Annotated in this window: 13 protein-coding genes; 10 read left to right on the forward strand and 3 right to left on the reverse strand. The window is 61.6% G+C overall.

What is annotated here, in order from left to right:
• Positions 1–71 precede the first annotated feature (71 nt).
• The 5 genes from J2W46_RS04745 (at position 72) to J2W46_RS04765 (ending at position 4,875) form a co-directional block, all read left to right on the forward strand.
• A complete protein-coding gene (locus J2W46_RS04745) occupies positions 72–1,079 on the forward strand; it encodes a zinc-binding alcohol dehydrogenase family protein (protein WP_310351701.1) in 1,008 nt (335 codons plus the stop codon).
• 64 nt (positions 1,080–1,143) lie between these two features.
• Positions 1,144–2,376 (forward strand): L-dopachrome tautomerase-related protein, encoded by a 1,233-nt coding sequence (locus J2W46_RS04750; RefSeq protein ID WP_310351702.1) that lies wholly within the window; start codon positions 1,144–1,146, stop codon positions 2,374–2,376.
• 175 nt (positions 2,377–2,551) lie between these two features.
• Complete coding sequence (locus J2W46_RS04755; protein WP_310066241.1) at positions 2,552–2,764, forward strand: ParD-like family protein; 213 nt, start codon at positions 2,552–2,554, stop codon at positions 2,762–2,764.
• Positions 2,761–3,528 (forward strand): type I methionyl aminopeptidase, encoded by a 768-nt coding sequence (gene map, locus J2W46_RS04760; protein ID WP_310351705.1) that lies wholly within the window; start codon positions 2,761–2,763, stop codon positions 3,526–3,528. Before J2W46_RS04755 ends, map begins: the two co-directional genes overlap by 4 nt.
• Positions 3,529–3,705: 177 nt before the next feature.
• On the forward strand, positions 3,706–4,875 hold the full coding sequence (locus J2W46_RS04765) for a glycosyltransferase family 9 protein (protein ID WP_310351707.1): 1,170 nt from the start codon (positions 3,706–3,708) through the stop codon (positions 4,873–4,875).
• A gap of 40 nt (positions 4,876–4,915) precedes the next feature.
• Here J2W46_RS04765 and J2W46_RS04770 read toward each other — a convergent pair whose 3' ends face one another.
• Positions 4,916–5,494, reverse strand: coding sequence for a TetR/AcrR family transcriptional regulator (locus J2W46_RS04770; RefSeq protein WP_310351711.1), 579 nt, complete (start codon positions 5,492–5,494; stop codon positions 4,916–4,918).
• 271 nt (positions 5,495–5,765) lie between these two features.
• Between J2W46_RS04770 and J2W46_RS04775 the strand changes: the two genes are divergently transcribed.
• On the forward strand, positions 5,766–6,470 hold the full coding sequence (locus tag J2W46_RS04775) for an SDR family oxidoreductase (protein ID WP_310351714.1): 705 nt from the start codon (positions 5,766–5,768) through the stop codon (positions 6,468–6,470).
• A 132-nt stretch (positions 6,471–6,602) separates the two neighbouring features.
• On the opposite strand, the gene J2W46_RS04780 is transcribed toward J2W46_RS04775, so the two are convergent.
• Positions 6,603–7,532, reverse strand: coding sequence for a LysR family transcriptional regulator (locus J2W46_RS04780; RefSeq protein ID WP_310351716.1), 930 nt, complete (start codon positions 7,530–7,532; stop codon positions 6,603–6,605).
• Positions 7,533–7,659: 127 nt separating this feature from the next.
• On the opposite strand from J2W46_RS04780, the gene J2W46_RS04785 reads away from it, so the two are divergent.
• Positions 7,660–8,433 carry an SDR family NAD(P)-dependent oxidoreductase gene (locus J2W46_RS04785; protein WP_310351718.1) on the forward strand — a complete coding sequence of 258 codons (774 nt, stop codon included), beginning with the start codon at positions 7,660–7,662 and terminating at the stop codon, positions 8,431–8,433.
• A 13-nt stretch (positions 8,434–8,446) separates the two neighbouring features.
• On the forward strand, positions 8,447–9,430 hold the full coding sequence (locus J2W46_RS04790) for an aldo/keto reductase (protein ID WP_310351720.1): 984 nt from the start codon (positions 8,447–8,449) through the stop codon (positions 9,428–9,430).
• A 172-nt stretch (positions 9,431–9,602) separates the two neighbouring features.
• On the opposite strand, the gene J2W46_RS04795 is transcribed toward J2W46_RS04790, so the two are convergent.
• The gene (locus tag J2W46_RS04795; protein WP_088174345.1) at positions 9,603–9,920 is read right to left on the reverse strand and encodes a DUF4148 domain-containing protein; all 318 of its coding nucleotides are present in this window, start codon (positions 9,918–9,920) and stop codon (positions 9,603–9,605) included.
• A 346-nt stretch (positions 9,921–10,266) separates the two neighbouring features.
• Here J2W46_RS04795 and J2W46_RS04800 point away from each other — a divergent pair, with 346 nt between their 5' ends.
• On the forward strand, positions 10,267–13,461 hold the full coding sequence (locus tag J2W46_RS04800; protein WP_310351722.1) for an efflux RND transporter permease subunit: 3,195 nt from the start codon (positions 10,267–10,269) through the stop codon (positions 13,459–13,461).
• Between the two features lie 9 nt (positions 13,462–13,470).
• On the forward strand, positions 13,471–14,712 hold the full coding sequence (locus J2W46_RS04805; protein ID WP_310351724.1) for an efflux RND transporter periplasmic adaptor subunit: 1,242 nt from the start codon (positions 13,471–13,473) through the stop codon (positions 14,710–14,712).
• The last annotated feature ends 2 nt before the right edge of the window (positions 14,713–14,714 follow it).

Genomic DNA, 14,714 nt, shown 5'->3' on the forward strand with positions numbered 1-14,714 from the left:
TCAGCCACACGTCAGCGATACATGAGCAAGGTGAGCGCTGAAGTCCTTCAAAACGTACGTGGAGCATGCGCATGAAAGCAGTGGTCTATACACAGCACGGTCTTCCCGCCGAGCATCCGGATTCCCTCGTCGATCTCGACCTGCCTACGCCTGAACCGGCATCGCGCGACTTGCTGGTGAAGATAGACGCGATCGCGATCAATCCGGTGGATACGAAAGTGCGCATGGGCTCGCCGACCGAAGCGCCGCGCGTACTCGGCTGGGACGCCGTCGGAACCGTCGAGGCCGTGGGCGACGACGTGTCGCTGTTCGCGCCAGGAGACAAGGTCTTCTACGCGGGCAGCATTGCCCGCCCCGGCGCGTACGCGCAATACGCGCTCGTGGACGAGCGGCTTGCCGGCAGGAAACCTGCCTCGCTTTCAGATGCGCAAGCCGCCGCGCTTCCGCTGACTTCGTTGACGGCGTGGGAACTGCTCTTCGACCGGCTCGGCGTAGCCGAGCACGCAGGATCCGGCGACGCGCTGCTGATTGTTGGCGCTGCCGGCGGCGTCGGCTCGATGCTCACGCAGCTTGCAAGCCGTCTGACGAAACTGCGCGTGATTGGCACGGCGTCCCGCCCTGAAACGCGTGAATGGGCTCAAGCGCTCGGCGCGCACGACGTGATCGATCACTCGCGACCGCTGCTGGAAGGCCTGCGCCGTATCGGTTCGCCGCAGGTGCGTTACGTCGCGAGCCTGACTCAAACGGACCTTCACTATCCGCAGCTCGTCGAGGCGCTGGCGCCTCAAGGCCGGCTCGGTGTGATCGACGATCCGGACACGCTCGACGCGATGCCGCTCAAGCGGAAGTCCATTTCTCTTCATTGGGAGCTGATGTTCACACGGTCGCTGTTCGAAACCGCTGACATGGTCAGGCAGCACGAAATCCTGAACAGAGTGTCCGCACTGATCGACGACGGCACGCTGCGCACCACGATGGCGGATCACTTCGGAACCATCAATGCGAAGAATCTGCGCCGCGCTCATGCGCTGATCGAAAGCGGACGCGCTCGCGGAAAAATCGTGCTCGAAGGTTTCTAGTTCGCCGCACTGGTTCATCACGCCACCTGCCATCTGCAACATCACACACAACTGGAGAACGACCATGCAATCCATCAATCAAGGCGGTAAAAAAAGCCGTGCGATGCGGCGCGCCGCAATCGCGCTGGCCGTGAGCCTGAGCTTCGGCAGCTTCGCCTATGCGGCGTCCGTCCAGGCGCCATCGCAGGCGCCGTCAGCAGCGGCGCCGTCCAGCGAGGCGACGGAACGCACCATCGGTTCGATAGAAACGGTGGCGACATTTTCTGGGCCGATGCCTACCGGCGTGACCGTCACGGAAACCGGACGGATCTTCGTCAACTTCCCGCGCTGGGGCGACGACGTTCAGGCCACCGTTGCCGAAGTGCGCGACGGTAAAGTGGTCGCGTATCCGAATGCGGACATCAATCGTGCGGACGTTTCCCACGCAGCCGCGCACTTCCTGAGCGTTCAAAGCGTGGTTGCAGACGGCCGCGGACGTCTGTGGGTACTGGACACCGCAGCGCCCAACTTCTCGAGTCCGGTAGCGGGCGGTGCCAAGCTCGTCGCTATCGACCTCGCTACCAATCGCGTGGTGAAGACGCTCGTCTTTCCGGCCAACGTCATGCGCGCGCAAACCTACGTGAACGACGTGCGGTTCGACTTCCGCCTGGGCAAAGCGGGCGTCGCGTATGTGACCGACTCGTCGTTGAGCGGCACCGGTGGATTGATCGTCATCGACCTCGACTCGGGCAAGGCATTGCGACGCCTGACCGGTGACGTTTCCACATCGGCCGATCCGGCCTTCGTACCCGTGGTCGAAGGCGAGACCCTTAAAGTGCGGGATGCAAACGGCAAGAGCACGCCGTTCACCGTTGCATCGGATGGCATTGCGCTTTCGCCGGATGGCGAGACGCTCTACTACTGCCCGCTTTCAAGCCGGCATCTCTACTCGGTGCCGACCGCCATGCTGCGCGACCCATCGATCAGCGAAGCCCAACTTTCAGCCGCTGTAAAAGACCTCGGAGAGAAAGGCGCTTCAGACGGACTCGAAAGCGACGCGAACGGCGCCGTCTACGCAGGCGACTACGAACACGACTCCATCCGCAAGCTCGAACCGGGCGGCGAATGGCAGACCATCGTGCATGACCCGCGCGTGCTGTGGCCGGACACACTGTCGGTCGGCACCGACGGATATCTGTACTTCACGGCGAATCAACTGCATCGTCAGCCTGTTTTCCACGGCGGCAAGGACGAGCGCAGGAAGCCCTACGCGCTCTTCCGTGTACGTATTGGCGCAGGCCCGGCCCCGACGTTCTGACACATCGCATCTCCCCAAAACTGAAGTCCATCGTCAATCTCGGCGATGCGACTTCAGGTTGGTCACCTTACGCACTGGCCCTTCGCAGTGACGGCAATCGCGAGCACCAACACGCTTGCACTGCGAACAGACAAGAGTATATGATCCATATACGTTTCATATACGGATGGCAAAAATGGGCATCGTGAATATTGACGACGACTTGCACGATCAGATACGCAAAGCGAGCCAGGTGTCGTGTCGGTCGATCAACGCACAAGCGGCGTTCTGGATCAAGATTGGCATGCTGTGCGAAATGAATCCGACGCACAGTTTTAGTGAAATCGTTGCGCGCGAACTGCGAGCAGCAGGCGTGGAGACGCGATCCGTCAAGGTGGCGTCCACGTGACCAAGCGGCCAGAAGAAATCGCGTTGCTCGCGGAGTCCGGCAAATTGCTCGCGGATGTGTTCGGTCATCTCGACAGGTTGGACATAATCGGCATGTCGACCATGCAGATCAACGATCTGGTCGATAGCCTCATCGTCAACGGACTCAATGCCCGTCCGGCGAGCAAAGGCCAATACGGCTATGCCTACGTACTGAATTCATCGCGCAACAACGTGGTTTGCCACGGCGTTCCGTCTTCAACGGAAATATTGGAAAGCGGCGATATCGTGAATTTCGACATCACGCTGGAAAAGAACGGATACATCGCAGACTCGAGCAAAATGTATCTGCTAGGCGAGGTATCGCCGTTAGCCAAACGGCTCGTGGAAGTCACGTATCAAGCGATGTGGAAAGGCATCAGGGCCGTTCGTCCTGGCGCGCGACTGGGCGATGTCGGGCATGCAATCGAGCGGCACGCACGGCAAAACGGTTATTCGGTCGTACGGGAATATTGTGGACACGGCATCGGACGCGAAATGCACGAGCCGCCTCAGGTGCTGCATTGGGGAAAGCCGCGAACCGGTCTGGTGCTGCAAGAGGGCATGGTCTTTACCATCGAGCCGATGATCAACCAGGGGCGACATGCCGTTCGGACTGAAGACGATGGCTGGACGGTCGTCACGAACGATGGAAAGCTGTCCGCACAATTCGAGCATACCGTCGCCGTCACCCGGAACGGTGTACGCGTCCTGACGTTGCGTCCGGACGAAAGAACGTTGAACTGAAACCCGCCGGGCTCAACACCGGCGACGGAAGCTGCGAGCTCGCGAACGCGCCATAACGGCGAGCGCTCACGACGCGGCAGTTTCGTATGGCGGCCCACAGACCGGGCACCTCCTTCCATGCACACTCAGTGCGTCGCTCCGCGCGGCTTGGCACTCACCTCATCTCGTGGATATGCAATGGAATGGAAAAGCCTGCTTACTGAATTCCCGGTCTGGGTGATTGGCCGCTTGACCCCGTCGCGGCATGACCCTCGTCGCAGTACGCCGCGTGAAATTCTTGTCCTTCGACCGAACGATTTTGGTGAATTGCTGACTGCGACGCCGACCTTCGAGGCGCTCAAAAAACGCTTCCCGGCCACCCGAATCGTTGCCGGCATCGGCAGCTGGGGGCGCCCGATTCTGGAGAACAATCCGTTTATCGATGAAATCGTCGAGATCAATGCACCATGGAACAACAAGATCGTCGAGAACCGCTCGCCCGGTGACGTCGTGCGTTTCCTGCTGAAGTCGCCGCAAGTCGCCGCGCTGCGCAAGCGAGGCGGGTTTGACGTCGGAATCGACGTCCTCGGCAGTTACATGGGCGCGCTCCTGATGATGCGGCTTGGTGTGCGATATCGCATCGGCGTGCGCGGGTATCGCGGCGGCCACAGCGGGTGTCACGCTTACATTGATTTTGCGCGCCGCCAATCCGGTCGCGCCGCGCTCGCGCAAGCCGAGTTGCTCGGCGCAACGGAGCTTCCCGACGCTCGACCTCAGCTTTTCCTCACGGCAGCCGAACGGGCAAGCGCCGACAGGATCTGGACAAATGACTCCGCAGAAGTTGGCACGACATGGCGAGTGCTGGTTGGCGTCGGAGCGGGTGTTCCCACCAAGGCTTGGGATCCCCGGCAGTTTGGGGCAGCGCTCTCGCAGATTGCGTCCGCATTGCAACAGTCCGGCGACCGCTGTGAGATTCTTATAGTTGGTAGCGAGGCCGACAAGGTGCGTGCCAACGAAGCGATCGTCGCCGCGGGACCCAATGTCCCGGTGCGTTCGGTCGCGGGCGAGGTGCCGATGCGAACGGTCTTTGCGCTCGCCGAAAATGCGAATGCCGTCCTGACGAACTCCTCGATGCTGATGCACGTGGCTGCCGCCTTCCACCGGCCGACTGTCGCAGTGCTCGGCGGCAGTATCACGAGGCCGGCGGTTCACGACGCAATCTGGGGATACCCGGAACACTATAAGAGCGTCGCACCGGATGTTTATATCGAAGGCCAACCCGAGAAAAACTGGCCAGGCGTCGAGCGGGTTGTGGACGCCGTGCTGAGCGCATTGCAAACGCAGCGTACTTGCGTGAGTACGGTGTAGGTTGGATGGGACCTTCGGCGGTCCTATCGCACCGCGGCGCTCAAGGAGCCGTAGGTGGTGTCTCATCGGCGAGCGTGCGGCGCCCTGCTTCGAGGATTTCGTCTGCGAAGGCGGGATCGGCATCTGCAATCGCGCGCGACAATACGAGCGCCCCGACCATCTGACTGAACGCCGCAATGGCGTCCTGGCGGGTTTCTTCCGGCGTCGCGCCTTCCTTGGCGATCATGGCCGCAAACCGGTCGAGATAAGCCGCCAGGCCGTGCGCGTAAGCCACACGCGCGGCGGCGGTCATCCGGGGAGCGTCGCCAACGAATCCAGACAGCGGGCACCCCGCCTCGATATTGTCGCGGTGCCGGGTCGACAGATAGCGCGCGGTTTGCTTGACCAGGCTACCGGCGTTCGGCGAATCCGCATAGTCTTGCATCGCCTTTTCCATCACCGCGGCGACCAGCGCGTCCTTCGACTTGAAGTGGTTGTAAAAGCCACCCTGCGTAAAACCGGCTTCTTTCATCAACTCCGCGAGCCCTACAGCGTCGACGCCGCGAATGCGGAACAGCCGCTCGGCGGCCGCGACAATCGCGCTCCGGTTTTCGGCGGCCTGTTGCCGAGACACACCCATCGCTCCCTCCCTTATCCAGACAATCGCATCGATTAACAAACACAATGTCGATCACCATTGACATACCTAGTCCGCGTCGACACAATGCATCAAAAGACGATGTCGATCGACATTGACATAAGTCTAGCGGACTTTCGGGCGTGATGGGAAGCGAAGCCGACGGGACGGTCCACAAGGCAATACATTCCGAAATACGCAAGGAAGTTTTTGATCAGTTGCCATGCGCCCGGTGAGCCGGCGCGCCTGCGATTAACCGTATGAAGGATTCGTCATGAAAATCGAAGGTTCTGTTGTTTTCGTAACGGGCGCGAACCGCGGCCTTGGTCTCGAGTTTGCGAAACAGGCGCTCCAAAGAGGGGCGCGCAAGGTTTATGCGGGCGCGCGCGATCCGGCCAGTGTGGCGCTGCCGGGCGTCGTGCCGGTGAAACTGGACGTGACCGATCCAGCGGCTGTCGCCGCTGCCGCCGAGGCGGCGGGTGACGTCACGCTGCTGATCAACAATGCGGGCATCGCACGGCTTGGCAGCCTGACGGACGACGGCGCGATCGACGCGTTGCGCGATCACCTCGAAACCAACGTGTTCGGCATGCTGGCGATGTCGCGGGCGTTTGCGGGCAACCTCGCCCGCAACGGCGGCGGCGCGATCCTGAACGTGCTTTCGGTCGCGAGCTGGGTGAACCGGCCGATCCTCTCTGGTTACGGCGTGTCGAAGTCGGCGGCGTGGGCGCTGACCAACGGCCTGCGTCATTCGTTGCGCGAGCAGCATACGCAAGTTGTCGGGCTTCATGCCGGCTTCATCGATACAGATCTGACGCGCGGGCTGGAAGTGCCGAAGGCGACGCCGGCCGACGTCGTGCGTCAGGCATACGACGCAATTGAGGCCGGCGCGGAGGAAATATCCACCGACGAGTTCACGCGAGAGGTAAAAGCCGCACTGTCCTCGGGCGTCTATCTCAACGAGCCGGTTGCTCATTAACGGCATCGGAGCGCTCGTCCGTCGCATGCGAAAGCGTGCGACGGACAGCACGACGAACGTCCACGTCAAATGAACCTTCGTGGCAACAGCAACGGCAACGGCAACGGCAGCAATTAGCGGCGCCGGCCCCGCTCACTCACGCGACCTTGAGATCTTCGCGAGTGACTGCTGTTTCCGGATGATATTGATCAGGCTAAGCAACGCCGGGTGGTTGTATCGACGACCACTGTAGTACATGTGAAGTGGATCCTCAGCGCACGCGTGGTCTTCAAGCACAACTCTCAGGGTACGCCGCGCCAGCTCATCGGCGATTCGAGCCTCCAGCAGATACGCTATGCCCATTCCCGCCTTGCACGCGCTAATCGTGGTCGCGGTGTCGTTGATCGTGATCGGCCCGGGCACCCGGATCGGGGTTGTTTTACCTGCAACGCTGACTTCCCAACGGTAGCTCGAATTGTCACCGAGCAAAAGCTGAAGGCAGTTGTGCTCGACCAGTTCGCTGACGTGACGAGGAGTGCCGTGTTTCTTCAGGTATGCGGGCGACGCGGCCATCACCCATCGCTGCGGGCCGGTAAGCGGCACTGCAATCATGTCTTCGGGAACATGATGACCGTAGCGAATCCCGGCGTCGTATCCTTCTGCAACGATGTCAATCGGCCGGTTGTCGACCACGACCGTAAGCTGCACATCGGGGCAAAGGCGTGCGAATTCCGGCAATGCCGGTGCGACCAGCAAGTGGGCGGCATCCGCGAAAACATTCAGACGTAAAGAGCCGAGCCGCGCAGTACCCGGCGCTTCAAAACTCTCGAGAGCCGAACCGATCTGATTGAAGCCTTCTTCCAGCCGGGAAGCGAGATCGAGCCCCGCCTCCGTGGGCGAAACCGCCCTGCTCGTCCGGTTAAGCAGCTTTGCGCCGAGGCGGTCTTCCAGTCGCCGCATCGCGTGACTGACTGCCGACGGCGTCTGCCCGAGTTCGATTGCAGCCAGCCGGAAACTCCGGCACCTGACTATCGCAAGAAACAGCCTTAAGTCCGCAAAATCGATCCGGTCGTTCTTTGCCATGATGAATGCTGTTCATCGTTCCAGTGAATCCGTTTCATTCTACGGTATGTAATCATTTTCTTCGTCGCGAACCCCGGAGCGCTGCGGCGTACGCCCCGCTCATGTTTATCCATTCGGAGGAAATTCCATGCATGGACTTGAGCAAATACAGATCGGCGATCTGAAGGATACGAGAGTTCTCGTCACGGGCGGCTCGACTGGAATCGGAGCGGCTGTTGTTCGCGCATTTGCCGCACAGGGCGCGCACGTGGTCGCGCATTTCAACGAGAGCGAAGCGGCTGCGCAAGCGCTGCGTGCGGAATCGCCGGAGCGCATTCATCTTGTCCAAGGCGACGTCAGCGAGCCGGGCGAAGCATCGCGGGTCGTGAAGGAAGCGGCGCAACTGCTGGGCGGACTCGATGGGCTCATCAATAACGCCGGTGCCATGTTGGGACGGTTGGCATCTATAAGCGCCTCGGACAGCCACTTCGAACGCGTCGTCAACCTGAACGCAAGGTCGGTTTGGGAAGCGACCTCGGCTGCCCATCCGTTTCTCAAGGAATCACGTGGTTTCGTCATCAATACGTCGTCCGTTGCTGCGCGTACGGGCGGCGGCGCAGGAGCGGTGCTTTACGCCGCGTCAAAAAGCTTTGTCAGCAGTTTGACCCGTGGCCACGCAAAGGAATTTGTAAACGACGGAATCCGTGTGAACGCAGTAGCACCCGGACTCATACAGACGCCGTTCCACGACAAATACACGCCGCCGGAAATCTGGGCGTCGCAGACTGCCACGGTGCCGATGGGCAGAGAAGGCCTGCCGGAGGAGTGCGTCGGCGCGTTCCTGTTCCTCGCGTCTCCCGCCATGTCGGGATACATCACGGGGCAGATCATCGAGGTCAACGGCGGACAACTCATGCCATGAACGGAGAATCAAGATGAAAGAACGGAAGTTCGGACACGCAGAAAAGAGCGTCTCTGAAATCGGGTTTGGCGCGTGGGCCATTGGAGGTTCATGGGGCGACGTCGCCGAGAGCGATGCAAAGGCGGCTCTGCATGCGGCGCTCGATAGCGGTACAACCTTCATTGACACGGCCGACGTTTACGGCGACGGCCGCTCGGAGCGGATCATCGCGGACGTGCTCAAGGAACGTTCGGGACCGCGGCCATTCGTTGCGACCAAGGCCGGGCGGCGACTGGACCCGCACGTGGCGCAAGGCTACACCGCGGCGAATCTGAATGCTTTTGTCGACCGGTCCTTGAAGAACCTGGAGATGGAGCGGCTCGATCTCGTACAGCTTCATTGTCCACCGACCGAGGTCTATTACCGGCCGGAGGTTTTCGATGCGATGGACCGCATGGTCGCAGCGGGAAAGATCAGCAGCTACGGTGTGTCGGTCGAGAAAGTCGAAGAAGGTCTGAAAGCGATCGAATATCCGGGTGTGAAGTCGGTACAGATCATCTACAACATTTTCAGGCAAAGGCCGGCCCGCTTTATTCAGGAAGCTCGTGACCGAGGAGTCGCCGTTATCGTCCGGGTGCCTCTTGCGTCGGGCCTGCTCACCGGAAAAATGACGCGCGAGACGACGTTTGCGGCCAATGACCATCGCCTTTTCAATCGTAACGGCGAGGCCTTCGACAAGGGCGAAACCTTTGCCGGCGTTCCTTATGACGTCGCTCTGGAAGCCGTCGACGAAATCCGCTCACTCGTCCCGCAAAACGCCACGATGGCGCAGTTTGCGCTTCGCTGGATCCTCATGAACGATGGAGTGACGACTGTCATTCCAGGGGCGAAGAACGCAGCGCAAGCCAAAGCAAACGCTGAGGCGAGCGAACTCCCGCCCCTGACAGATTCGGCCATGGAGGTCCTACGCGCGCTATATCTGCAAAAGATCGCGCCGTTTGTCCATCAGCAGTGGTAAAGCCTCGTTGAGAAGCCGTCGAACATTGCTTTCCGGTTACCGGCTGGAAGCACCGGCAACCAGCGAAAACCAGCGACAACCAGTGACAACCAGTGACAACCCGGGCGGCCCGCATCACGAGGAACGCATTCATTGCCCGCCCGGCGGTTGCACATGACACCGCCAACGCGGCTCAATGTCCGAAGTAGATCCGCCCGGCACCGTCCACCGATGCCGGCGCGCCTGCTTGCGACGAGCCGTTCATCGACACTCCCCCGACCGATGTCTTATACGTAGCAGTCTGTGCGGCGGACACCTTCGCCTCTGCGGTCTGAATGTCCGCGGGATACTGCGCGTCCGATGCGACCGGACGATATCCGGCCATTTCAAACTGCACGAGATCGGCACGCACTTCCGCACGCGTCACCGGCTGATCGACGGTTTGCGCGAAAGAAAGCGCGGGCGCGGCCAGTGCGCAGGAAACGAGAACAACGTTGAGCAGTGCTTTCATGATCATTCACCTGTCTGTAAGTTGCGGCCACATTCACGATGAGCGCGGCCCGGATTCCCTCCGTTGCGATTCGTGAAGGGTTGAACGGATTGTGGGCAATGAGCACTGACCCAATGCTGACCAGCGCATTACAAGCTTGTCATCTTCGAGCGCGCTCAGCGCCCCTTGCTTTCTGCCGTCGCCCGCTCGTCTTTGCTCCCACGCAGATAACAGACTTGTAATGACGCCGTCACTTACAAGTCAGTGACGGATCGGCACACTGCGACGTCATCAGCCCGCCGCATTGCATCGCTTGGACGCACCGCGGCACGGGCCATCTCTCTAGCCCATCGTCCAAGGAAATGTCATGTGGATAGTCCGACTGGCCCTGCGGCGGCCCTACACCTTTATCGTGCTGGCCGTGCTGCTGTTCATACTCGGCCCGCTTGCGATCATGCGCACGCCGACCGACATCTTTCCGAACATCGACATTCCCGTGGTCAGCATTGTCTGGTCGTACAACGGCTTTTCCGCCGAAGACATGGCGCACCGGATCACGTCGAATTACGAGCGTGCGCTCACGACGGACGTCGACGACATCGAGCACATCGAGTCGCAGTCGTTAAACGGCGTCTCAGTCGTGAAGATCTTCTTTCATCCCGGCGCCGACATCAACCGCGCGATCGCCGAAGCCGCATCGAACTCCGCGTCGATCTTGCGAGTCCTGCCGCCGGGCACCTTGCCGCCGAACATCATCACGTATAACGCATCGACGGTGCCCGTCCTGCAACTGGGCCTGTCGAGCGACACGTTGCCCGAACAGACGCTCTACGATCTCGGCAACAGTTTTATCCGCACGCAGTTAGCCACCGTGCAGGGCGCGGCGGTGCCGCTGCCGTTCGGCGGCAAGATCCGCCAGATCATGGTCGAGCTCGATCCAAAGGCGCTGCAGGCGAAAGGACTCGCACCGATCGACGTCGTCAACGCGGTCAATGCGCAAAACCTGATTCTGCCGGGCGGCACCGCGAAAATCGGCTCGCGTGAATACAACGTCGAGATGAACGGCAGCACGAAGAGCGTCGCTGCGCTCAACGATCTGCCGATCAAGACGGTGCAAGTTGGCGTGGTGTACGTTCGCGACGTCGCGCATGTGATCGACGGTTATGCGCCGCAGACCAACATCGTGCGCAGCGACGGCAAGCGCGCTGCACTGCTGCAAGTCGAAAAGACCGGCAGCGCGTCGACGCTGACGATCATCCAGCAGGTCAAAGACATGCTGCCTAAAATCGCGGCCGGTTTGCCGAAAGCACTGCACATCACCCCGTTATCGGATCAGTCCGTGTTCGTGAAGTCGGCCATTTCGGGCGTGGTGCGCGAAGCGCTGATCGCCGCATGCCTGACGGCCGCGATGATCCTGCTGTTTCTCGGCAGCTGGCGCGCAACGCTGATCATTGCAGTGACGATTCCGCTCGCCGTGCTGACGTCGCTGATTGCACTTGCAGCGCTCGGGCAGACCATCAACATCATGACGCTTGGCGGCCTTGCGCTCGCCGTCGGTATTCTGGTCGACGACGCGACGGTGGCGATTGAAAACATCACGCACCATCTGGAAAAGGGCGAGCCGTTGCATGATGCGATCCTGAACGGCTCAGGCGAGATCGCGGTGCCGACGTTCGTCTCGACGATGTCGATCTGCATTGTGTTCGTACCGATGTTCCTGCTGTCCGGCGTCGCGCGTTATCTATTCGTTCCGCTTGCGGAAGCGGTCGTGTTCGCGATGTGCGCGTCTTACTTTTTCTCGCGCACGCTGATCCCGACGCTCGCAATGTATCTGATGCGCGCGCCGTCCAAAGAAGGCCACAATGCGCAGGGACGCTTTGCTGCAGTGGCGCGTTTCCAGGCGCGCTTCGAACGGCACTTCGAGGCGTTGCGCAGCGGCTATCGTGCGATGCTGGGACGCGCGATCTCGGGACGCCGCCGTTTCGTGCCGGTCTATGTCGCGCTGTGTCTCGCGTCGCTGATCCTCGTCCCGTTCGCCGGCCGCGACTTCTTTCCCTCCGTCGATACCGGTCAGATCCGGCTGCATCTGCGCGCACCGACGGGCACCCGCATCGAGGAAACAGCGCGCATCACCGATCAGGTCGAAGCGAAGATTCGCAGCGTGATCCCGAAGTCGGAGCAGGCGGCCGTGCTCGATAACATCGGTGTGCCGGTCAGCGGCATCAATCTGACCTACGACTCGTCCGATCCGGTCGGCCCCGAAGACGCCGATATCCTGGTGACGCTGCAGCCCAAGCACAAACCCACCGCGCAATACGTCGCGCAACTGCGCAACGTGCTCGCCGCGTCGTTTCCGGGTGTGACGTTCGCGTTCCTGCCCGCCGACATCGTCAGCCAGATCCTCAACTTCGGCCTGCCCGCTCCTATCGACGTGCAGATCGTAGGCAATCAGCTCGACAAGAACCGCGTGGTGGCCGACCGGCTGCTTGCGCAGTTGCGCGGTGTACGCGGTCTCGTCGACGCACGCATCCAGCAGCCCGGCGACGCGCCGACCATCGACGTGAACGTCGACCGGACGAAGGCTATCCAGGCGGGCCTCACGCAGCGCGACGTCGCACAGAACATGTTGATCGCGCTCTCGGGCAGCTCGCAGACTACGCCGAACTTCTGGCTCGATCCGAAGAACGGCGTCAGCTATCCCCTGCTGGCCGAGGTGCCGCAGTACGACATCGACTCGCTGCAAACGCTCTCGAACATTCCGTTGACCACGAATCAGGCCACGGTCGCGCCACAGAACCAGCTCGGCACGCTCGGCACGTTGGATCGCAGCTCGCAACAGGCGATGGTCTCGCACTACAACGTGCAGCCGGTGCTCGACATATTCGCGGCGACGCAGGGACGCGATCTGGGCGGCGTCGCCGCCGACGTATCCAGAATCGTCGACGCGGCGCGCGCGCAGTTGCCGCCCGGTTCGTCGATCGTGATGCGCGGCCAGGTGCAGTCGATGAACGAGTCGTTCGCCGGTCTCGGCGCCGGGCTCGTGTTCGCAATCGCGCTCGTCTATCTGCTGATGGTCGTGAACTTCCAGTCGTGGCTGGACCCGCTGATCATCATCAGCGGCTTGCCGGCATCGCTCGCGGGCATCGCATGGATGCTGTTCGCGACGCATACCACGCTGAGCGTGCCGGCTCTTACTGGAACGATTCTCTGCATCGGCATTGCAACGGCAAACAGCATTCTCGTCATCAACACGGCGCGCGAGTCGTTGCAGGCCGGCATGGAGCCGCTCGCCGCCGCGCTCGATGCGGGCTTCAACCGCTTCAGGCCCGTGCTGATGACCGCGCTCGCCATGCTGATCGGCATGCTGCCGATGGCCCTCGGCCTCGGCGACGGCGGCGAACAGAACGCCCCGCTCGGCCGCGCGGTGATTGGCGGCCTGGCATTCGGCACGCTCTCGACGCTGATGTTCGTACCCGTCGTGTTCGGGGCGGTACATGCGTGGCTCGCGCGGCGTCGCGCGGCTCGCGCTGCCGCCGTGCCGATGAATACTCAAGCTCGATAAGGAAAAGCCATGACTCAGTCCAACCTTCCGCAGGACCGCGATGGCCCGGCATCGACGGAGCTTGCCGTACCCGCTCGCAACGACACCGCCGTGCAACCCCCGAAGCGCCGCGCGCTCCTGCTGCCCGCCGCCCTGCTGACGATTGCAGCGGCCCTGCTCGCAGTCGGAATCGTGCCGCGTCTGCATGCGAGTACCGAACTCTCGCAACAGGTCGCCGCGCAACGCGAAACGATCGTCGATGCTGTGCGGCCGAAACCGGCGCCGGTTTCGCAGGAACTGTTGTTGCCCGGTTCCGTGATGCCGTATGCCGACGCGTCGATCTATGCGCGCACGAGCGGCTATGTTCGGCATTGGTACGCGGACATCGGCACGAAAGTCCGAGCCGGACAAACGCTTGCCGACATCGAAACGCCGGAGCTGGACGCCCAGTTGCAACAGGCACGCGCCGACGTGGCCACCGCAAACGCGAACTACGCGTTCTCGGACAGCACCGCGCGGCGCTGGCAGACGATGTTGCAAACGCAATCGGTGTCGCAACAGGATGCCGATTCGAAGACGAGCGACAGCGCCGCGAAACTCGCCGCGCTCGCGTCGGCACAGGCGAACGTCGCGCGCTTGAGCGAGCTCGTGTCTTACGAGAAAGTCACCGCGCCGTTCGACGGCGTCGTCACCGTGCGCAACGTCGATGTCGGGGCGCTCGTAACATCAGGAGGATCGCCGGGTCTTGCAAGTGCGCCGGGAGAGCTTTTCCACGTCGAGCAGACCGACCGCTTGCGCGTTTACGTGAACGTGCCGCAGGACGACGCCGGCAGCGTCACCGCAGGCACACAGGTCTATCTGACCACCCAGCAGTATCCGGGCCGCTCCTTTGCGGCGACCGTCGCGCGCAGCGCCGACGCAATCGATTCTGTCAGCCGGACTCTGCGCGTTGAGATCGACGTCGACAATCGCGACGGCGCGTTGTTGCCCGGCGCGTATGCACAGGTTCATCTGGCGTTGCGCACGCAGCACCCCGCGCTCGAACTTCCGGTGAGCGCATTGCTGTTCAGACCCGATGGCGTCACGGTTGCGGTGATCGGACAGGATGGTCGCGCGCATCTTCGCAAGGTGACCATCGGCCGGGACTTCGGCACCTACGTTGAAATCGCGACCGGCGTCACGTCGACAGATCAGGTCATCGACAATCCGGGCGATGCGCTCGCGGACGGCCAGCCGGTGCGCGTCGCAGCGGCCGCGGCACGGCACGGTTAAGC

The organism is Paraburkholderia strydomiana, from assembly GCF_031456815.1.
Classification (GTDB): Bacteria; Pseudomonadota; Gammaproteobacteria; order Burkholderiales; family Burkholderiaceae; genus Paraburkholderia; species Paraburkholderia caledonica.